The 20,759-nt window shown below is 68.8% G+C and carries 13 protein-coding genes; 3 read left to right on the top strand and 10 right to left on the bottom strand.

Translation table 11 applies throughout. The annotated features are described in order from the left end of the window. Positions 1-351 precede the first annotated feature (351 nt). Complete coding sequence (gene arfA, locus BLQ50_RS14900) at positions 352-1,929, top strand: arabinosylfuranosidase ArfA (RefSeq protein WP_093185276.1); 1,578 nt, start codon at positions 352-354, stop codon at positions 1,927-1,929. Positions 1,930-2,026: 97 nt separating this feature from the next. Here arfA and BLQ50_RS18405 read toward each other — a convergent pair whose 3' ends face one another. The 5 genes from BLQ50_RS18405 to BLQ50_RS14875 form a co-directional block, all read right to left on the bottom strand. Further along, the gene (locus BLQ50_RS18405) at positions 2,027-2,329 is read right to left on the bottom strand and encodes a hypothetical protein (RefSeq protein WP_139185845.1); all 303 of its coding nucleotides are present in this window, start codon (positions 2,327-2,329) and stop codon (positions 2,027-2,029) included. A 1,148-nt stretch (positions 2,330-3,477) separates the two neighbouring features. Further along, a complete protein-coding gene (locus tag BLQ50_RS14890) occupies positions 3,478-4,131 on the bottom strand; it encodes a hypothetical protein (RefSeq protein WP_245701276.1) in 654 nt (217 codons plus the stop codon). Positions 4,132-4,155: 24 nt separating this feature from the next. Then, complete coding sequence (locus BLQ50_RS14885; protein WP_093185269.1) at positions 4,156-5,094, bottom strand: carbohydrate ABC transporter permease; 939 nt, start codon at positions 5,092-5,094, stop codon at positions 4,156-4,158. Then, the gene (locus BLQ50_RS14880; RefSeq protein ID WP_245701274.1) at positions 5,091-6,047 is read right to left on the bottom strand and encodes a carbohydrate ABC transporter permease; all 957 of its coding nucleotides are present in this window, start codon (positions 6,045-6,047) and stop codon (positions 5,091-5,093) included. Before BLQ50_RS14880 ends, BLQ50_RS14885 begins: the two co-directional genes overlap by 4 nt. A 161-nt stretch (positions 6,048-6,208) precedes the next feature. After that, a complete protein-coding gene (locus BLQ50_RS14875; protein WP_093185266.1) occupies positions 6,209-7,537 on the bottom strand; it encodes an ABC transporter substrate-binding protein in 1,329 nt (442 codons plus the stop codon). A 262-nt stretch (positions 7,538-7,799) separates the two neighbouring features. On the opposite strand from BLQ50_RS14875, the gene BLQ50_RS14870 reads away from it, so the two are divergent. Together BLQ50_RS14870 and BLQ50_RS14865 are read left to right on the top strand one after the other, a co-directional pair. Next, positions 7,800-9,080 (top strand): MFS transporter, encoded by a 1,281-nt coding sequence (locus tag BLQ50_RS14870; protein ID WP_093185263.1) that lies wholly within the window; start codon positions 7,800-7,802, stop codon positions 9,078-9,080. Positions 9,081-9,209: 129 nt separating this feature from the next. Further along, on the top strand, positions 9,210-9,911 hold the full coding sequence (locus BLQ50_RS14865) for a FadR/GntR family transcriptional regulator (RefSeq protein ID WP_093185261.1): 702 nt from the start codon (positions 9,210-9,212) through the stop codon (positions 9,909-9,911). A gap of 105 nt (positions 9,912-10,016) precedes the next feature. On the opposite strand, the gene BLQ50_RS14860 is transcribed toward BLQ50_RS14865, so the two are convergent. The 5 genes from BLQ50_RS14860 to BLQ50_RS14840 form a co-directional block, all read right to left on the bottom strand. Then, positions 10,017-11,402, bottom strand: coding sequence for a PAS domain-containing protein (locus BLQ50_RS14860; protein WP_093185258.1), 1,386 nt, complete (start codon positions 11,400-11,402; stop codon positions 10,017-10,019). Positions 11,403-11,559: 157 nt separating this feature from the next. Continuing rightward, the gene (locus tag BLQ50_RS14855; RefSeq protein WP_093185256.1) at positions 11,560-12,546 is read right to left on the bottom strand and encodes an aldo/keto reductase; all 987 of its coding nucleotides are present in this window, start codon (positions 12,544-12,546) and stop codon (positions 11,560-11,562) included. Between the two features lie 221 nt (positions 12,547-12,767). Then, the gene (locus BLQ50_RS14850; protein WP_245701272.1) at positions 12,768-18,641 is read right to left on the bottom strand and encodes a rhamnogalacturonan lyase family protein; all 5,874 of its coding nucleotides are present in this window, start codon (positions 18,639-18,641) and stop codon (positions 12,768-12,770) included. Positions 18,642-19,026: 385 nt separating this feature from the next. Further along, the gene (locus BLQ50_RS14845; RefSeq protein WP_093185541.1) at positions 19,027-19,386 is read right to left on the bottom strand and encodes an ArsR/SmtB family transcription factor; all 360 of its coding nucleotides are present in this window, start codon (positions 19,384-19,386) and stop codon (positions 19,027-19,029) included. A gap of 5 nt (positions 19,387-19,391) precedes the next feature. Beyond that, entirely contained in the window at positions 19,392-20,708 is a 1,317-nt protein-coding gene (locus tag BLQ50_RS14840; RefSeq protein ID WP_093185253.1) for an MFS transporter, read from the bottom strand. Positions 20,709-20,759 lie beyond the last annotated feature (51 nt).

Below are 20,759 nucleotides of genomic sequence, written 5' to 3'. Positions count from 1 at the left end.
ACACCTCTTTTGAATCGTTACAACCATAGCCTGCCGACGGGGGGATCGGGTAGCGCTTTCCCGAATCGCCCACCGGTGACACGCCCAAGTTCCCTCCTCCCCCCGGCAACCCTCCGACCTCGCGGGCGGCGCGCCGAACTCGTGAGCCAGCCCGCTTCTCGCCGGAGACTGCCCGTCGCTCACGAGGTCGACGGCCGGCTCACGAGTTCGGCGAAGCGTTGACGCGCTCCCGGAGGGCGTCCGCCCGCGAAAGAAAGTGCGCTCAGATCGTTTCGAATTTCGGAAGTATCGGGTACCGTTTTCGCCAAGCCACTCCTTCACGTGGATTTTCGCAACGGAGGCATTACAACGATGGAATACACCGCAGAGACCGGCGCCAACGACGGCGCCGCTCAGTCCACCCCGGTCACCGCGACGATTACGCTGCACCCCGACTTCCAGGTCGGCGCGATCGACCGCCGCCTCTTCGGCTCCTTCGTGGAGCACCTGGGTCGCGCTGTCTACACCGGCATCTACGAGCCTGGGCACTCCACGGCCGACGAGCACGGCTTCCGCCGCGACGTCGCCGACCTGACCAAGGAGCTCGGCGTCTCCATGGTCCGCTACCCGGGTGGCAACTTCGTCTCCAACTACGTCTGGGAAGAGGCGGTCGGCCCGGTCGAGAACCGCAAGCCGTTCATCGACCTCGCCTGGCGCACGGTCGAGCCCAACATCGTCGGGACAGACGAGTTCCTGCAGTGGGCCGAGCGCGAGGGGATCGAGCCGATGATGGCCGTCAACCTCGGCACGCGCGGCGTCGCGGCCGCCGTCGGACTGCTCGAATACTGCAACGGCGTGGCCGGCAGCAAGTGGGCCGACATGCGCATCGCCAACGGCCGCGCCGAGCCGTACAACGTCAAGCTCTGGTGCCTGGGCAACGAGATGGACGGCCCGTGGCAGATCGGCCACAAGGACGCCCACGAGTACGGCAAGCTCGCGGCCGAGGCGGGCAAGGCCATGCGCCTCACCGACCCGACCATCGAGCTCGTGGCGTGTGGCTCCTCCTCGATGTACATGGACACCTTCGGGGAGTGGGAGCGCACGGTGCTCTCCTACACCTACGACATCGTCGACCACATCTCCATGCACGCCTACTACGAGGAGAAGGACGGCGACCGCGCCAGCTTCCTCGGCTCGGCGACCGCGATGGACCGCTTCATCGAGCGGGTCGTCGCCTCGGCCGACTCGATCGCCGCCCAGAAGCGCTCGGACAAGAAGATCACCATCTCCTTCGACGAGTGGAACGTCTGGTACCTGGAGACCCGTTTCCCGGGCGAGAAGAACCTCCCCCTTCAGCGTGACGCCCCGCGGATCATCGAGGACATCTACTCGGCCCTCGACGCCGTCGTCGTCGGTGACCTCATGATCACCCTGCTTAACCACGCCGACCGCGTGCCGGTCGCCGCGCTCGCCCAGCTCGTCAACGTGATCGCCCCGATCATGACCGAGCCCGGCGGCGACGCCTGGCGCCAGACGACGTTCCACCCCTTCGCGAACACCGCTCGCCTGGCCCAGGGTTCCGTCCTGGACCTGCGGGTCAACGTTCCCCAGGTGACCACCAAGGCGCACGGCGACGTGCCGCTGGTCACCGCTGCGGCGACGTGGGACGAGTCCGGCGAGGCGGGTGCGGCCGGCGCGCTGTCCCTGTTCCTGGTGAACCGTTCGACCTCACCGGCCACGGTCACGATCAGCTACTCGGGCCTCGCCGTGGCCCTCGACGGCGGCCTCGAGCTGCTCGCCGACCACGTCGGCATGCGCGAGGGCAAGGAAGCGGCCGAGCTCGTCTCGACCGCCACCCGCACCGCCCCGGCCTCGGAGAACGGCACGGTCACCCTGACCCTGGCACCCGAATCATGGTCCGCCTGGCACGGAACCGCCAAGCGCGCCTGACGCACCATCGCCGGGAACGTACCGAACCCTGGGAGGCGCCGAGCTCGCCTCGGCGCCTCCCCACCCAGAGGTTTCCGCGGGGTGGTGGGTCATGACCTCAGCGCCAGGACGCCGGCAACAGGAGCTCGGGGACGGGTGAGAGGTTGACGGACACGGATGCCGGCAGGTATCGCAATATCCTCTCCACCAGCTGCCGCGGGCGCTCGAGGTCGTACTTGGTCACCCTCAGGACGCGGAATCCCTCGTCCTCGATCGCCTCCTGACGGCGCTTCTCCTGCACCACGACGTCAGAGGCGGACCCTCCAGACAACGTCCCGTACTTGACGAGTCCGTCGTACTCGATGAGCAGGTTCCACCTGCGCCACCCCATGTCTGCCCAGAATGTCCCGAGTCGGGTCACGACCCTCACCTGCAGCTCCGGGCGCGGGAAGCCATGCGCCCAGAGGAAGAAGCGCAAGGCGCTCTCGCCCGGAGACTCCGACGCTCCATCGGCCTCCGCCAGAACCATCCGCGCACGACGCCCACCCCTGCGACTGCCGCGTTCATCGAGCGCGACAGCCACTGACTCACGATCGAGACCCTGCGCCAGGAGCGAGTCAGCCACGACCAAGGCAGACAGCGGCGGCATCGTCGTGATGCAGTCGACGAGTGTGCGCAACCGCGACGTGAGCAGGACACCCGACCGTCGCTCGACGTCGTCGGCCGGAAGATCCAACTTGTGACGCACGACGTCGCGCCCACGCCGACCAGATGCCGAGCTCGACTGCGTCACGTGAACGTGTTGGGGGACTCGCCATAAGGAGGCACCCCACAGAAGCGCAGACGACCCGTGGCTGAACGTCGGCGGAGCAGGAGCCTGCCGATCGACCGCAGCGATCCGCGCCAGGTGTAATCGGTGACTGTCGACCGGATCAACGGAGGCCGTCAAACCATCCCCGCTCTGCAGGTAGGCGCCACGTCGCACGCGCACCCACCGCTGGGCACGGACTTCACGTGCCACGAGATCGCTCGGGAAGTCGCGTGCACGGAGCAGGCCCGAGGACACGAGGCTCTCCTCAGCAGGAGGTGGACGACGTCGACGGTGCTCCGCGCCAGGATCGCGTGGCCGTCCACCGGGGAGGCCCCCGGGCGACACGGAGGACCCGCCCGTCCGATCTTCGTACATGGGTGTCGGGTGGTCATGCGACGGGTCAAGGAGATCTGCGGGGGGCGTCGACGGTTCGACGGGAGTTATGTCCATGCACTGATCTCAGGGCCGATCCGGCCTCGCCGCCGGTCGTTCGCTCACCGTTGTGGACGACGACCGCCTGCCGGACCCTGTGAAACAGCTCTTTCCGCTCCACTCCCATCCCGAGGCCGACCAGTGGCCCCCAGCGACTTCCCTCACTCCGCACCCGTCCGCCCAACGCACCGCCGAGTGCGTGCATTTGATGGTCGTGCGTGACTTTGAATGCACGCACGACCATCAAATGCACGCACTCGGCGGTCAGGGGCCTCGGTGGGACCTGTGACGCACGGGCTGAGACGAACCAAGAGAGCGGCTGCGTCCTACCGCTCGCCGCGCGCGGGGCGCGCCGTGCGGAACTCCACGCCCACCACCGCAAACGCGACCAGTCCGCCGACGATCATCACCAACGGCTTGAGCATCCATACGAGTACCACGCACATCACGACTGCGGCGAAGAGCATGGCCGACCCGGCCGGGTCCGCGCCGATCTCCCGCACACCTCGACGAACAAGGGAGAACCATCGGTCGCCCGGCGTCCACACGCTCGCCGCCCGGAGCAGCCCGACGCTGAGCGTGACGCCGAGGCCCGCGCTCACGACACCGACGACAGCCCCGCCGGGGAGCGCCTCCGTGCTCACGGCCCACAGGTTGAGCCCCACGAGACAGAAGGCCACGATCGACCCGACGGCCACCACCCAGACCCCCGAGCAGGCGGCCTTGAAGTCCTCCCAGAGCTCGGCCACGCCGTCGCGCTCACCCCGCAGGTGGCGCCGCAGGTGCCCGACGCCGGCCGTCACGGCCGGCAGAGCCGTCACCACGGCGAGGCTCAGCACCATGACGTACACACCGGTGAGCAGCACCTCGGAGAAGAGGGCGAACTTCCCAAAGCTTCCCGGGACCGAATCCGCTGACTTCTTGCGACGGCGGACGTCCTTGCTGGTCTCCCGGCGGGCGTCCTTGCTGGCTGGATCCATGGTGACGACTCTTGCCGACATCGCTCAGCCCTTCAAGCCCTGGGTCGAGACGCCGTCGACGATGAACCGTTGGAAGATGATGAAGAACAGCAGCACCGGCAGCAGCGCGAGGACGGCCATGGCCATCTGTGCCCCGTAGTCGGAGACCGAGGTCTGGTCGACGTAGAGGCGCAGCGCGATCGGCAGGGAATACAGGTCGGGCTTCTTCAGGTAGAGCAGCGGACCGAAGAAGTCGTTCCAGCTCCAGATGAAGGCGAAGATCGATGCCGTCATGATCGGCGGCTTCATGAGCGGCAGCATGATCGACCGGAAGATCCGCACGTGACCGGCGCCGTCGATGCGGGCTGCCTCGTCGAGCTCACGCGGCAGGTTGCGCATGAACTGGACCATGAGGAAGACGAAGAACGCCTCGGCCGCGAGGAACTTGCCGATCAGCAGCGGCACGAATGTGTTCACCAGGCCGAGCTCGTTGAACATGATGTATTGCGGAATGATCACCACGTGGAACGGCAGCAGCAGCGTCGCGATCATCAGTGTGAAGAAGATGCCGCGGCCCGGGAAGTCGATCCGGGCAAAGGCGTAGGACGTGATGGTCGAGGACAGCGTGATGCCGACGACGGACATGACAGCCAGGAACAGCGAGTTGCCGAAGAACGTCCAGAAGGACACCCCGCCGATCCCGCTGAGCGCTTTGGCGAAGTTGTCGAAGGACGCGTGCGTTGGAATGATACTGATGTTGCCGATGATGTCGCTCGTCGGCTTGAGCGAGGACATGAGCATCCACACGGCCGGGTAGAGGATCACCACGGTCACGGCGAGCACAAAGATGTGGAAGAGGACCGACTTCACGGTCTTCTTGCGCTTGTGCACCTTGCGCAGCTGGGCACTCACCTCGAGGTCGTCGGGCGCCGAGGCTCCAGTGACGGGGGTGAGCTTGGTCAGGTGTGGCGTCGTGGCGGTCATTTCGTCTCCCCCGAGTAGTGGACCCACTGCTTCGACGTCTTGAAGAAGATGAAGGTGATGAGGCCGACGGCGACCACAAGAACCCAGGCCATCGCCGAGGCGTAGCCCATCCGGAAGTCGGTGAAGCCGCGAAGGTAGAGGTACAGGGTGTAGAACATGGTCGATCCGGCGGGACCACCGGTCCCGTTGGAGATGATGAACGCGGACCCGAAGATCTGGAACGAGTGGATCGTCTCGAGCAGCAGGTTGAAGAACAGCACCGGGGAGAGCATCGGCAGCGTGATCCGCAGGAACTTGCGGGCAGAGCCGGCTCCGTCCATCTCGGCGGCCTCGTAGAGCTCGGTCGGGATCTGCTTGAGCCCGGCGAGGAAGATGACCATCGGCGCACCGAACTGCCAGACGGTCAGCAGGATCATCATCGGCATGGTCATGCTCGGGTCACCGACCCAGCCGCCGGCGTCCCGTCCGAAGAACTGGCCGATCTGGTCGACGATGCCGTCGTCGATGAACATGGCCTTCCACACGATCGCGATCGACACGCTCGCCCCGATGAGGGAGGGAGCGTAGAAGATGGACCGGTAGGCGCCCTGTCCACGGCGCCGGTTGTTCAGCAGCATCGCCACGGCGAGCGCGGAGGCGAGCTTGATCGGGGTTCCGACCAGCACGTAGATGCCGGTCACCTTGACCGACTGGATGTACCGCGGGTCGTTGAAGAGCTGGATGAAGTTGTCGAGGCCGACCCACTTCGGTGGGGCGAACATGTTGTAGTTCGTGAATGCCAGGTAGAGCGACGCCAGCATCGGTCCCGCCGTGAGCAGGAAGAAACCTAGCAACCAGGGGGCAAGGAACGCGTAACCAGCGCGGGCCTCGGCTGCCCTCCGAGAGCGTCGCGCAGGCGAGCTCTTCGTGGAGGTGACAGCGCGAGTTCCGGTCGCCTCGTCAGTGAGGGACACGATGGGAATCCGATCAGTCGTTTTGTTGTCAGTGCTGCTGCGTACGGGGCCGCGCCGGCGTCGAGCATGATGCCCGACGCCGGTGCGAGCGTTCACATCCAGCGACCGGAGGTCGCTGTTCACCCGTCACGCGAGATGGCCGGAGGCGATGGGGCCTCAGGTCACTTGTTGACAGTCATCGCCGCTTCGGCGAACCACTGCTCGACGAACTGGTCGACTGTGATCTGGCGGTAGGCGAACTCTTCACCCAGGCGCTTGAACTCGGCCTCGATCGAGCCGAAGCCCAAGACCGGGAGCGGAGCTGAGGCCGTGACGTCACCGGCGACAGACTCCTCATAGGCCATGACGCGCTCGTCGATCGAGCCGGCCTCGACGTTCATCGCGTCGCGCTGTGCTGCGACGGCGGGGACACCCTTGGACGTTCCGAAGATGCGGCCGACCTCAGGCTCGTTGATGAGGAAGTTGATCAGAGTCGCGGCCGCGGCCGGCTCCTTGGAGTTCGCCGAGGCGGAGAGCAGCATCGACGGCTTGAAGAACATGTGCTTCTTGCCATCGGCGCCCGACGGGATCGGGAGCATCTGGATGTTGTCGGTGCCCGAGTCGGCGGAGTAGCCCGCAAGGAAGTTGTCCCAGCTGAACTCTGCGGCGACCTCGTTGACGGTGAACCCACCGAGGGGCTCGAGCTGCTTGCCGCGAGCGATCGGGTAGGTCGAGTCGACCGGGGTGCGGATGGACTCGGCCGAGTTCAGCCACTCGGTCATCTGCTCGGGGGTGAAGTTGAGCTCACCCTCGGCGGTGAAGGGCTCGATGTCCTGCTGGATGAGCCACTGGATGAAGAACCAGAACGTCAGCGTGTAGTCGCCGCTGCCGTAGAGGACGGGGTCGGACGAGGCGCCGGCCGCGGAGACCTTGTTGACGAAGTCGTTGTAGTCCTCCCAGGTGTAGTCGCCCGTGAGGGGCTCGATGCCGAGCTGGTCGAGGATATTCGGGCTGTAGAAGAGCGCGAGCGTGTTGGTCGACGTCGGGATGCCGAACTGCGAGCCGTCGAGCTGGCCGGAGCCGAGCAGCGCCTCGTCGAGGCCGGACACGTCGAGCGCCTTGCCGTCGCCGACCTGGCCGTCGAGGTTGAGCAGCTGGTTGGTCGAGCCGTACTGGCGCAGGTAGGACAGGTCCATCTGGAAGACGTCGGGGAGCGAGCTGCCCGCGGCCTCGGTGCTGCGTGCGGTCCAGTAGTCCGGGAAGGCCGCAAAGCTGGTCTGGACCTTGATGTTCGGGTACTTCGTCTCGAAGAGTGCGATGGACTCCTCATACTTGGCGGCGCGGTCGTCGTTGCCCCACCAGGCGAAGGAAATCGTGACATCCTTGGCCACGTCGAGGGTCGCGGAGGGAGCGGGAGCTGCCTCTCCCGAGCCACCTGAACATGCGGAAAGTGCGAGTGCCGCGAACGCTGCGGCGGCGATACCCTTGAGGGCTGATCGCTTGATCGACATCTGAGCCTCCTTGCTCATCGTGAATGAAAGCGCATTCCCGAGGTTAACCGCGCCGCCCTGCGCGTTCAACGATGGAAGTGAATCGTTACAATACCGTTGTTGCGTGAAAAGTCCAGCCCCGAACACCGTCGTTCGCCAACGATTCCCCCGAAGCTGCGAATTTTCGCGGTTCCTGACGGCCAGATCTCGCGCCAACTCGTCTCACCAAACCCGGACGACCGACCCTCGATCGTTGAATCCATTCACTGCTAGGTGACCGCACATGCCCAACTCGCTCGACCATCCACCCGTCCGCTCGATCCTGCGCAACCACAACTACCGGCTCTTCCTCATCGCCCAGTTCTTCGGCGGAACGGGCATGTGGATGCTGCGCCTGTCCCAGGACTGGCTCGTGCTCAAGCTCACCGGGAGCCCGGCTGCGGTCGGGATCATCGTCGCGCTGCAGTTCGTCCCGCTGCTCACCTTCGGCCCGCTCGGCGGTGTGATCGCCGACCGCCACAACAAGCGCCACCTCGTCATGGCGGCCCAGTCCGCCGCAGCGGTCCTGGCCGCAACCCTCGCCGCACTGACCATCGGCGGCCTGGTCACGGTCCCGCTCCTCTACCTCTTCGCCCTGGCCTCCGGATGCGTCGCGGTCTTCGACCAGCCCGCCCGCCAGGTCCTGGTCAACGAGCTCGTCGGGGACGGCCAGCTCCGCTCCGCCATCAGCACGAACAACGCGCTCAACCAGCTCAGCGGCCTGGTCGGACCTGCGCTGGCCGGAGTGCTCATCAACCAGGTCGGCCAGGGTTGGGCCTTCGCCGCGAACGCAACCCTGTGCCTCGTCGTGGTCGCGCTCGTTGCATCCATGCGGGTGGACCAGCTGCACCCGGTTCCCACCATCACGCGGTCCCCCGGGCAGCTCAAGGAAGGTTTCCGCTACATCATGGACCGGCCCCGCCTCATGTGGGTCGTGATCCTGGCCGGCTTCATGGGGGCCTTCGGCATGAACGGACCGGTCGTGCTGGCCGCCTTCGCCGACTTCGAGTGGGAGACCGGGTCGAGCGGCTTCGGGCTGTACAACTCGATCGGTGCCGTCGGCGGTCTGATCGGGGCGATCACCGCCGCACGTATGACCAGTCTTCGGGTCCGCACGGTCGTGGTGGGAGCGGCGGTCTTCTCCGGCGTCGAGATCGTGGCCGCGCTGTCGCCGACGCACTGGGCCTTCCTCGTGATGCTCGCCGCGGTCGGTGCGGCGACGATGTTTTTCCTGACCAGCGCCGGGACGTACGTCCAGCTCACCGCGTCGCCGCGGGTGCGCGGGCGTGTCATGGCCTTCTACATGCCGCTCCTGCTCGGCGGGCATGCGGCCGGCGGCCTGCTGCAGGGATGGTTCACCGAGCATCTCGGGGTGCGCGGCGGCCTTGTGCTGACCGGCGGGCTCGGGCTCCTGGCTACCTGCGGCGTCGGGCTCGCGCTCCTGCGGCTACGAGGCCGGCAGGCCGAGCAGATCGAGCCGGTTGGGGAGGTCGGCGAGCGCGAGCGCGAGGAGCCGGTCCAGTGATCGGAGACCAGGCCGCCCGCGTCCGGCGTCGAAGAACGGGCGGGTGAAGCTTGGCAGACACGCAGAAAGCACCCGCTCGGAGCCGGAGGAGCCGGAGGAGCCGGAGGGTTCTGCGACATACTCTCACCTATGTCACGTACAGATCAGGTCGTCGACGGAATCAAGTCGATGCTCTTGGACGGCCGCCTCTCCCCTGGGGATCGGCTGCCCATCGAGAAGGACCTTGCAATCGACCTGGGCGTCTCTCGCGGGTCGCTGCGTGAGGGGTTGCGGGCGCTCGCGACCCTCGGGATCGTCGACAGCCGCCAGGGCGACGGCACCTACATCACGAGCCTCGACCCGGGCTTGCTGCTCGCGCCGCTCTCCTTCGTCGTCGACCTCCAGGGCGACGACGACGCATCGTCCTTCCACGGGGTCCGCCGGGTCCTGGAGACCGAGGCCGCCGGGCTTGCCGCGCTCAGGATGGACGCCACGATGCTCGCCCGGGCGCGCGGCGCGCTCGACGAGGCCGCTCGGCTGCTCGCCGCCGACGAGATCGACCACGACCTCCTGCTCGAGACGGACATCGCCTTCCACCGGGTGATCGCGACGAGCTCGGGGAATCCCGTCCTGGGGGCGCTCATCGAGACCCTGGCCAGCCGTACGGTCCGGGCGCGGCTGTGGCGTGGGCTCACCCAAGAAGGCGTCGAGCACCGCACCCACAGCGAGCACGAGACGATCCTGGCCGCCCTGGTCGCCGGTGACCCCGAGCGGGCCCGGTTGCGCATGGCCAACCACCTCCTCGAGGTCGAAGACTTCGTCAGCACGCACCCCGACCTCCCCGCCCCCTGACTCTTCAGAACCCCGCTGAGTGCACGACTATGTACGCGACCCGCCGCCGCGACACGCGCAATTTCGTACGCTCAGCGGCCGGCTCCGCGCGATGTCGGTGAGCGGTCAGAATCCCCAGGACCGTGCCGGTTCCTCCATCGCCACGAGCCGCTCCCCGGCCAGGGTGATCCGATGAATCGCCGCGTGGGTGGGCCCGGGATCGAAGGGATGCGCCTGTGCCACGCACTGCGCGGCGAGGCGACGCAGGCCCGCCATCCGGGCATGGCCGACGTCGAGCTGAGAGTCGATCGTCCCGATGAAAGGACCAAGCACCTGCGTCGCGCCGTAGCGCGGGACAAGCAACCGCCACCTGGCCATGTCACGCTGGAAGACCTGGAGCGACGTCGCCGCCTCCTCGATCCGCGCACTCACCGTGCGCAACGCGGCGTTGACTCCGGTCAGGGTGGTCTCGAGGAAGGCAACCTCCTCCGCGAGCGCCCGGGACAGCACGGGCAGGTCGGCAAGGTCGGCCCCCCGTGCGTCACCCGCGGCAACCTCGAGGGCAAAGACCGTCGCCATGTCGTTGTGCAGCCGGGTCAGCCCGATCCGGAACCGGAGTTCCAGGAGCCCGCGTCTGACCCGGGCGAGCTCGGTGGCCATGAGCTCGATCGAGGCGGCCGCCTCGTCGGCGACCGTGGACATGCCGGCGGCCGCGCGCCCGAGCACAGGGGCCGAGTCGGCCACCGTCGCCGACGCGCCGGCCGCGACCGCGGTGACCTCGCGCAGGCTCGCGATCGTGGCGCGCGCCTGGGTCGCGGCGTCGCCCAGCGCGGAGGCGAGAGAGCTGAAGACGTCGAGCCGGGTGAGCAGCGCGGCGAGCTCGTGGGTGATGGCGTCGGCGCCGTCGACCATCGCGGCGAGGTCCCCCGCGAGCGGGGGGCGGGGCGCGGCGTCGGCGGTCAGGGCCGCGCGCGCGGCGGCCTCCGCGGGAACGACGTACCGGACGAAGGAGTCGAAGGTCGGGAACCCGAGGCGGGCGAGCCCCGCGCCGAGGGCCTGGGCCCCCGCCTCGGCGGCCGCGGCCCGGTTCGCCCCGCCCGACTGGACCTGACGCTCGAGCTCGCGGACGTCGTCGTACAGCGTGGCGACCGCGTGCCACAGCCCGCCGGCGCACGGGGCGCTGCGCACCGACAGGTACCCGTCGCCGATCGGGACGACCGTGGAGAACACCCAGTACGTGTCGCCTGTGCGCGAGCGGTTCATGACGTAGACGGCCATCGGGAGGCCTGCGCGCAGGCGGTCCCACATGATGCGGAACACCCCGCCGGGCATGTCCGGGTGGCGCACGATGTTGTGCGCGGCGCCAACGATCTCTTCGCGCGCGAACTGCGACATCCGCAAGAACACGGAGTTGGCGCTCTGGATGACCCCGCGGCGGTCGGTCGTGGAGAAGAACAGCTCGTCGACGCCCACCGTGAGGATGTTCCCGGTGGACGGCTGGGGGTAGGCCATGGCGCTCCTTGGTCGCGGGCCGTACCAGTCTCTCGCCTGACCCCAGGTGCGACGGAGCAACACGACGGCAGGTGGTCGACGTCACAGGAGGACCAGAACGACCTTTCTGCCGGAGCGCGGCATATGGCCTGCGCCGGCGCCCGGGAGGGCGCCCCGGTCAGAGCTGGATGTCGGGCAGCATCGTGTGCGGGACCGGAGCCATCGGGTCGATCAGCCACTCGCTGCGCAGCTCCTCCCACACCTCGACCGGCACGGCCGTGTGGGAATGCGTCAGGAAGGACTCGACCTGGCCCACGCCGCGGGCCCCCACGACGGTCGACGTGACCGCCGGGTGCGCCCGGACGAAGGCCAGCGCAACGTCGGGCAGCGTGACGCCGTGCCGTTCGCAGATATCGGCGATCTGGTTCGTCTTGACCAGCAGGTCGGCCGGCGCGGCCTCGTAGTTGTAGCGGGCACCCGCGGCCGGTCGCGGGCGGGCCAGCAGCCCGGAGTTGAACACCCCCGCGATGACCACGCCGACCGACCGCTCGAGCGCAGCGGGCAGCAGGTCCGCGAGCGCGCCCTGCTCCAGCAGCGTGTAGCGCCCGGCACACATGACCAGGTCGATGTCGGTCTCACGGACGAAGCGGGTGAGCATCGGCGTCTGGTTCATGCCCACGCCGATCGCGCGGACGACGCCCTCGTCCCGCAGCTCCACGAGGGCGGGGATCGCCTGGCGGGACGCATCGTCCCAGTGGTCGTCAGGGTCGTGCAGGTACACGACGTCGACGTGATCCAGCCCGAGGCGCTCGAGGGAGTCCTCGAGGCTGCGCCGGACGCCGTCTCGGCTGAAGTCCCAGACCCTGCGCAGGCTCGCCGGGACGACAAAGTCGGTGTCCTGCTCTCCGGCCGTCTCCGGGGAGGGCACGAGCAGCCGGCCGACCTTGGTCGAGACGACGTAGTCGTCTCGCGGGTACTGCGCGAGGTGGGCGCCCAGGCGCCGTTCGGACAGGCCCAGACCGTAGTGGGGGGCGGTGTCGAAGTAGCGGATCCCACCGGCCCAGGCAGCCTCGACGGTGCCGGCGGCCTCGACGTCCGTCGTCGTGCGGAACAGGTTGCCCAGCTGCGAGGCTCCCAGTCCGAGGGGGCTCAGATTGACGCTCATCTGCTCACAGTGGCAGGTCATGGGCCTGTGTGCACGTCGGGCCACGGCTTCATCACGGGTGTGCACCCACGGCCGACGCCGCGCGGCCCGGCCTGGGCGCATCGGGCACGCCCGCGCGGCCCGTCCTGGGCGCATCGGGCACGCCCGTGGGGCCCACCGACGGCTGCTGCCGCCGATGAGCCCCACGAGTTCCTGCCGTGCGTCGCAGCGCGACGGGCCGGCTACCGGACCGTCACCGTGAGGGTCCGGGTCTGGGTGATGCCCGCGGCGTTCTCGAGCTCGGCCCGGTACTCATACGCCCCCGGTGCCCGCCCTGCTACGGCCGTCGCGGCGTGCTGCGCGGCCGGGGTCGACGTCGCGAGCGACTGGGTGTCGAGCAGGGCGCCGTTCTCGTACAGGCGGTACGTCGCCGCGTTCGACCCCCACCACATGTTCATCAAGACCGTGTAGCTGCCGTCGCCGTCCCAGTTGTCATGGGAGAGCGTCCCGGTCGCCGGGCTCGCGTCCCGCACGACGACGGTGTGCTCGCCGCAAGAGCCCTGCGGTCCGCCGACCGTGCCACCGGCGTTGCTCAGCTCGCACGTGTACACATACGTGCCGTTCGGCTTTCCGGTGATCGCCACCGATGCCTTCTGAGCCGCCGGGGTTGCGTCGGTGAGCGGCACGGTCTTCACGGCGCGGCCGTTCTCGAAGAGCGTGAAGCTCGTGGCGTTCTGGCCCCACCACATGTTCATGGTGACCGTGTAGTCGCCGTCGAGCAGGCCCGTGTCCCAGCCGTTGTCGTTGCTCAGCGTGCCCCGGGCCGGAACGGGTCCGGTGGGCGGCGTGACGGGTGCGTTGACGTAGCTGATGGACGGGGCCGCCGGCGTCGTCATGCCCTCACCGAGGAAGAAGCTCGTGTGCGGGGGCTGGTTGTAGGCGACGTTCTGCCACGCGACGCCCAGGCGGTAGACCGGGTCGTGCATGAGGGTGCGCAGCTTGTGCTCGGTGACGTCCGTCGTGGTGAAGATCCGCAGCGCGGTCGAGTCGTCGGTGCGGTAGACGAGCTCCTCGCGCCAGTCTCCGAAGAGGTCCGCCTGGATCGCCGGGTTCCCCTTCGTGTCGTTGTTCGTCCGGGTCCCGGTGAGGGTCTCCAGGCGGACCGACGTGCCGGTGTTCCAGTCCCACTTGGAGACGGTCGGCACCCCGACGCGAGTCACGTCGTCGAAGTCGTGGTCGGTGATCTCCCGCAGGAGGTCGCCGTCCCACCAGGTGAGGAAGTTCGCGGCCGGGATCGTGTCGGTGATCAGCGTGCCGTCGACGGCCCGCATCTGACCGGACCTGCTGTTCCAGGCCCCGTCCGTGGTCACGGCCCAGGACTCGGCCCCGGCGTACCGGGGGTCGATGTCTCCCGAGGCGCCACGGCCCACGTCCTTGGTTCCGGGCATGGACCACAGGATCTCGCCCGTCGCGGCGTCGCGCATGGTCGCGCCGATGCCCTTGGAGCTCGGTGCCTCTTCGTGGACCGCGAACACCTCGAGGCCAGGGCGGGAGGGGTCGAGGTCGGACAGGTGCGCGGCGTCGCCGTGCCCCAGGCCGGTCGTGTAGAGGGCCTTCCCGTTGTCGTCGATCGTCATCGAGCCGAAGGCGATCTCGTCCTTCTGGTCACCGTCGACGTCAGCCACGGACAGGTTGTGGTTGCCCTGCCCGCGGTACTGGTCGCCCTCGACGTCGGAGTCGAAGACCCAGCGCTGGGTGAGCGAGGTCCCGTCGAAGTCGTAGGCGGCGATCACGGCCCGGGTGTAGTACCCGCGGCTGAAGATCGCGCTCGGGTGCTCCCCGTCGAGGTAGGCCACGCCGGCGAGGAATCGGTCCACCCGGTTGCCGTAGGCGTCGCCCCAGGCCGCGACGTCGCCGCGGGGCGGGGTGTAGGCGATCGTGTCGATCGCCGCACCGGTGAGCCCGTCGAAGACGGTGAGGAACTCTGGTCCGGTGAGCACGTAGCCACCGGAGTTGCGGTAGTCGGCGCTCGCGTCGCCGATCACGGTGCCCGCGCCGTCGACGGTTCCGTCGGCGGTCTTGAGGATGACCTCTGCCGTGCCGTCGGAGTTGAAGTCGTAGACCATCATCTGCGTGTAGTGGGCGCCGGCGCGGATGTTCTGGCCCATGTTGATACGCCAGAGCTTCGTGCCCTCGAGGGTGTAGGCGTCGATGTAGACGGTGCCGGTGTAGCCGGCCTGGGAGTTGTCCTTGCTGTTGTTCGGGGACCACATGACGACGTACTCGTACTGCCCGTCGCCGTCGAGGTCGGCCACGGACGTGTCGCCCGCGTAGTAGCTGTAGGGCTGTCCGTCCTTGGTGTAGGCGTCGGCCGGCTTGTCGAGCGGGATGTCGAGCGATCCGCCCGACCAGACGCCGAACTCTGCCGTCGCGGCGGACTGCGCCCCGGCGACGATCGGTCGCACGGTGTAGACCGAGTCCGCGGTGCCGGTCGGATCGACGTAGTTGGTCGAGGCGGTGACCGGTGTCGTGGTGATCTTGGTGCCGTCCCGGAAGACGTCGAAGGCGATGCCCTCGGGGTCCAGGCCGAGCATCCGCCAGCCGAGGTACACCCCGGCGTCGATGGACACGGCGACCGGTGCGCGGTCGAGGTACTCCATCTGCCGCACGAGCACGGTGTCCGCGGTGGACTCCAGCTGCGCGGAGCGGGCCGATTCACCACCGGCGTTGACGGCGGTGACCTCGTAGAAGTACGGAACCGTCGTCAGGACGGTCGCGTCGGTGTACGTCGCCGCCGGTGAGGTGCCCACGTAGGTGGCCTCCCCGCCCGCGGTCGTCGCCCGGTAGACGGAGTAGAACAGCGCGCCGTCGGCGGGCTCCCAGGTGAAGGTGACGTCGTTCTTGCCGACCGCACCCAGGGTCAGGCCGGTGGGCGCCGCGAGGACCGTGGTGTCCGGGTCGACCGTGGTCACCTGGAGCGGGTTGGACGCGACGGACTCCATGCCCGTGACGTCCACCGCGGTCACGGTGTACGTGTAGGCCTGCCCGACGGCGGCCCCACCGTCCACGAGGGAGGTCCCGTCCTGCTCGGCGACGAGCACGGCCGCCGCGGCCGTGGCGGCCTTGCGGTACACCCGGTAGGAGGTGGCGGCGTCGACACCCTGCCAGGACAGCGCGACGGCGACATCCGTGCCGGAGATCGTCAGGTCGTCGAGGGCGAGCTGGCCGGGGGCCAGCAGCAGCGGGGTGACCTCGACCCCGTTGAGGCGTGCGCCCGTTCCGGAGATCGACAGGTTGAGCTGGCCGTCAGTGACCAGGACCGGGGAGCTCATCTTCTCCGAGACCGCGGCGGTCCCGGCGTTGGAGGCCCCGTAGTCCTTGCCCTCGAGGGTGATGTTGGTGCGGCTCGAGCCGATCCAGTCACCGTTGTAAGTCTTGACCGCGTACGTGCCGTTGGGCACGTCGAGGGCGAACACCTGGGTGGGGCTGGGCAGCAGGAAGTCGCGCTGCAGCGCGTTCGGCGGCGGCGTGAAGCCCACCCCGCGGTCGCGTCCGGTCAGTCCGGTGGCGTCGAGGAAGCCGTAGCCGATCGCTGCGGTGTACTTGGAGTTCTGGTTCACCTCGGTGTAGCCGGGCATCACGGGGTTGCCGGCGAGCTGCATGTCGAACTTGTAGAGCGCGTTGGACGTGGTGACCCGCACCGGCAGCGACGGCGTGGAGTCTCCGCGGCCGTTGACCGCCACGACCCGGAAGTCGTAGGACGCGCCCTCGGCGAGGCCACCGACGGCGAGCTGGGCGATCGTGGAGGTGCCGACGAGCGTGTAGGACTCGTCACCTGCGGCAGCGTCCTTGCGGAACACCTTGTAGATGTCCGCGCCCTCGGGCGCCGTCCACTTGATCAGCGCGCCCGCGTTGGACACGTCTCCCGCGACCACCGAGGCGGGGGCGGCCGGGACGGTGTCGGGCAGGTCGACCTCTTCGACGAGGCCGGCGAGGGCGATGTCCAGGCCCTTGATCTCCCCGGCGATGAGGCGGGCCATCTGGATGGCGCCGTACTCCTGGAAGTGGGTGTCGTCCGCGGTCCCGCTCGGTCGACCGGCGTAGACACCCGCCGGCACGTGCAGGAACACCGACTTCGCGGCCTCGAAGCCGAGGGTGTCGAGGTACTCACGGCTGGCCCGGGACAGGTCGACGAGCGGCACGCCCTGCTCCGCGGCAAGGTCGCTCGCGGCGTCCACGTACTCCGGGAAGGAGACCGTGAACTTTCCGGTGGCGTCGACGCTGCGGCGGGAGACGGGCGTGACGATGATCGGGGTGGCCCCGCGCTGGACGGCGCCGTCGACAAAGGTCCGCAGGTAGTTCTCGTAGTCGGCCGGGCCCGCGTAGCGGTCGTCGACCCCGTAGGAGTTGTCGTTGTGGCCGAACTGGACAAACAGGTAGTCGCCCGGTTTGATCTCCCGCAGCACCTCGTCAAGGCGGCCCTGGGAGATGAAGTTCTTGCTCGAGCGGCCACCGATCGCGTGGTTCTTGAAGGCGACCCCGTCGGAGAAGAACCGGTCGATCATCTGGCCCCAGCCGGCCTGCGGCATGTACTCGGAGGTGTAGCTCTGGACCGTGGAGTCACCGGTGATGTAGGCCGTCGGCGTGGCCGCGGCCGTGCGGTCGGCCTTCTTGGTGATGGTCAGGGCGTTGAGGTTGGCGGCGGCGCCGTCGATCTCGAGGTTGAGCTGGCCGTCCACAAGGGCTACGTCGAAGGACATCTCGAGGTATTCCCCGGCGGCCTTGGAGGTGGACTGGACCTTGGCCATCGCCTCGGCGGTCACGGCGATGGTCGTCGCACCCGCGGAGTCGCCCGCCGTGAGGGAGACGGTGTAGTCGCCGTTGGGCAGGTCGACCACAAGTTCGGTGTCACCGATCGTCACGAAGTCCGTGCGCAGCGGGTCGCTCGCGCCGGCCCCGCGGTCGGTCGCTGTGACCTTGCCCGGCTCGACGAAGCCGACCCGGGTCTCGGCGGTGTAGGCCGAGGCCGCGTCGAGGGCGGTGTACCCCGGGGCGACGGCGCCGGAGCCGAAGTCGTACCGCGCCACCCCGCCATCGGGCAGGGCCGCGGCGTCCGCGAGCGGGCTCGCGGTGACCGCGGAGTGCGGGGAGCGGCCCGTGGCGGTGATCGCGTCGACCCGGTAGAAGCTCACCGCTGCCGTGTCCGCGGCGTCGTCGACGAGCGTGAAGATCCTCTCCCCGGTGCGTCCGACCTCGGTGAACGTCCCGTCCGGGGCGTCGGAGCGACTGAGCACGTAGCCGGTCGCGCCGGCCACCTGGTCCCAGCGCACGGTGACCGCGTCCGCGGTGACCTGAGCCATCCGGACCCAGGCGGGTGCCTTGAGGGCCGGATCGAGCGGGTCGGCCGGGTCCGGAGGGGTCGTCGGGTCGGTGGGCGGGTCCGTCGTGGGATCCGTCGTCGGGTCGGTGCCCGGATCGGTGGGCACCGGGGCGAGCGTCACGGAGTTCACGTACGCGCCGACTCCGGTCCCGGTGAAGTGCACCGAGAGCTGACCGTCGGCCACGACCGCGCGCCAGGTCTCGCTGACGACGGCCTGGCGAGCCTGCAGGGTACCCGCGGCGACTCCTTCGAGGGAGACGTTGGTCTTGGTCGTGCTCGTGCCGGTCAGGGTGTCACCCGAGGTCACGGTCACGTCGTAGGTGCCGTTGGGCACGTCGACGAGGAACGACCAGGCGGTGCCGATGACGAAGTCGCGATCGGCGTCACTCTGAGTGGCCCCGCGGTCGCGCGATGCGAGGGCCACGCCGGAGTCGGGGACGACGCCGAAGCCGCGGTCCGCGGTGTAGGTGAGGGTCTCGTGCACCCCGTCGGCGCCGGCGGCGACAGGGCTGGTGGCGGTGCCGAAGTCGAAGATCCGCACGGTGGGTGCGGGGGTGGTCGGGTCGGCGGCGTGGGCCGGAATGACGGCAAAGCCGGTCAGCGCGGTCGAGAAGGCGGCGACGCCCGCGACCGTGCGCATGAGGCTACGGCGCAGCTGCGCAGACGCCTCGGCGCGGGAAGACCCCGCGCGAGTAGTTCCCGGGCTGTGCGCCGCGGGAGGGGTGGTGCGGTCCATGAAGATCTCCTGCTCGTGGAAGCTCGATGGGTGAGTTCCGACGCAGGCTCGCCGTACATGCCTGCGACAGGGGTGTCCACGTCCGAACCGACCCCTGTGTCCCGGGTCTCGGGCAGGTGACCGTGGCGCTGTTGCCACGGTCGTCGGCGGACGTGATGGTGCGGGTCGCGCGGGTAGCGGTGGTGACCCGTGCGTGGTCGATCTCAGCCCGCGGTGCGTGATGCACCACCATGATTGAATCGATTCAACATCGTGGGCGGATTCGTCCCTGAATCCGCCCGCGGAGATCACCTCGTCCGGGAAGCGCTTCCCGGCCTGAACTGACCCTGACAGAGTGGACATTCGCTGTCAATAGATGGCGCAGATGTGGCGGGACCGGCCTCGCTCAGCGGTGGTGCGGCGGGACCTCGTAGGTCATGTGCTCGCTGTGCTGGATCACGTTCGTCACGAGCGCCTCGACGTGCTCGCTGCTCAGGGAGTAGAAGATCGTCGTCCCCTCACGGCGGGTGGTCACCAGGCGACCGCTGCGCAGCTTGGCGAGGTGCTGGGAGACCCCCGGCACCGGCCGACCGACCTCCGCAGCGATCGCCCCCACGGCCTGCTCACCACCGCTGAGCAGCACGAGGATCTCCAAGCGGGTCCGGTCCGCGAGCAACCGCAGCACATCGACAGCCTTGTCCATGCCGACGTTGCCTGGCCCCTCGAGGCCGACGTCGTCGGGCTCGGCGCGCAGGTCGGTGCTCATCTTGATCATGCTGTCACGGACCTGGGGTCCGTGCCGAGAGATGCATCGAGATCGCCTCCGCCGCCCGCGCCCGGCCCGGCAGCTGGCTCCGCCCGCAGCCACATCACCGCGGCCACGGCCGACGACACCAGCGCGATCGCAGCGAGCACCCACGCGGCCGACGTCAGGCTGCGCGACCCCAGCCACCCCGCGAGCGGGTACGTCAGCAGCCAGCATGCGTGTGAGAGGGAGAACTGGGCCGCGAAGGCGGCGGGCAGGTCGGCCGCGGGGATCTCAGCCTGGATCAGGCGACCCACGGGGGTCTCGGCCGCGGCCCATCCCACGCCCACGAGAGCCCACAGCCCGCACAGGGCCACCAGCCCCGACTGCGGCCGAGCGCCGAGGACGACCGGCACCAGCGCCATCGATACCACCAGGATCGCAGCGCCGGAGAGCATGACGGTGCGCTCGGACCGGGCGGCCAGCACCCGCGGCAGCATGGCCGCCATGAGGATCGAGCCCAGACCGTTCGAGGCGAGTGCGAGCGGCACGGCCGAGGCACCGAAACCGTACGTCTCCCGGACGATGACCACCGTCTGGACCAGCACGAACGCGCCTGCCGAGGCGACGGCCAGGTTGAGCACGACGGACGCCCGCAGCGGGGTCGACCGCAGCATCAGCGTCAGCCCGCCCAGCATCCGCGCGCCGAAGGAGAGGCGCCCTTCCCCAGCGTTCGTGCCGGCGTCGGGCACGGCGTGCGGGACCGGCTTGGGCAGAAACACAGAGAGCACCAGCAGGGCCGACGCCGCGAAGCCGACCGCGGTCCCGACGAAGAGCGTCGGGGTCGCCACGACCAGGAGCAACGCGCCCGCCAGGACCGGGGACAAGACCGCCTCGAGGTCCTCGGCCACGCGGGCGAGGGACAGCGCAGCGGTGTACTCCCCGGGCGCGGGCAGCACCCGCGGGACGACCGCCTGGAAGGTCGGGGTGAACGTCGCCGACGCGGCCTGGAGGACAGCGACGAGGAGGTAGACCTGCCAGACCTGGTTCACGAACGGCAGCATGATGGCCGCCGTGCAGCGCACCAGGTCTGCGGCGACCAGGACCGAACGAGGGGGAAGGCGAGCCAGGGCCGTCGCCGCGAGCGGGGCGACGGTGACGTAGGCGACCATCTTGATCGCGAAGGCGGTCCCCAGGATCTGTCCCGCTGAGCCGCCGGTCTCACCCGCAAGGTCGAAGGCGAAGAGGCTCAGCGCGACCGTCGCGAGCCCCGTGCCCACGAGCGAGACAACCTGCGCGGCGAAGAGCCGGCGGTAGACGGGGTTGGTCAGCGGATGCGCCACCCCTCCACTCTTCGCCTCCTTGCGTAATTTCGCAAGTATGCAGATAGACGA

Source organism: Sanguibacter gelidistatuariae (genome assembly GCF_900096585.1).
Lineage (GTDB): Bacteria > Actinomycetota > Actinomycetes > Actinomycetales > Cellulomonadaceae > Sanguibacter > Sanguibacter gelidistatuariae.
Note: the sequence above shows the minus strand (reverse complement) of the source record. Positions and strands in the feature narration are given on the sequence as shown.

Coding starts and splice junctions, on each gene's coding strand:
- BLQ50_RS14875 (WP_093185266.1), bottom strand. CDS start 7,537: ATGTCGATCAAGCGATCAGCCCTCAAGGGTATCGCCGCCGCAGCGTTC.
- BLQ50_RS14845 (WP_093185541.1), bottom strand. CDS start 19,386: ATGAGCACCGACCTGCGCGCCGAGCCCGACGACGTCGGCCTCGAGGGG.
- BLQ50_RS14890 (WP_245701276.1), bottom strand. CDS start 4,131: ATGGATCCAGCCAGCAAGGACGCCCGCCGGGAGACCAGCAAGGACGTC.
- BLQ50_RS14885 (WP_093185269.1), bottom strand. CDS start 5,094: ATGACCGCCACGACGCCACACCTGACCAAGCTCACCCCCGTCACTGGA.
- BLQ50_RS14855 (WP_093185256.1), bottom strand. CDS start 12,546: ATGAGCGTCAATCTGAGCCCCCTCGGACTGGGAGCCTCGCAGCTGGGC.
- BLQ50_RS14870 (WP_093185263.1), top strand. CDS start 7,800: ATGCCCAACTCGCTCGACCATCCACCCGTCCGCTCGATCCTGCGCAAC.
- arfA (WP_093185276.1), top strand. CDS start 352: ATGGAATACACCGCAGAGACCGGCGCCAACGACGGCGCCGCTCAGTCC.
- BLQ50_RS14865 (WP_093185261.1), top strand. CDS start 9,210: ATGTCACGTACAGATCAGGTCGTCGACGGAATCAAGTCGATGCTCTTG.
- BLQ50_RS14860 (WP_093185258.1), bottom strand. CDS start 11,402: ATGGCCTACCCCCAGCCGTCCACCGGGAACATCCTCACGGTGGGCGTC.
- BLQ50_RS14850 (WP_245701272.1), bottom strand. CDS start 18,641: ATGGACCGCACCACCCCTCCCGCGGCGCACAGCCCGGGAACTACTCGC.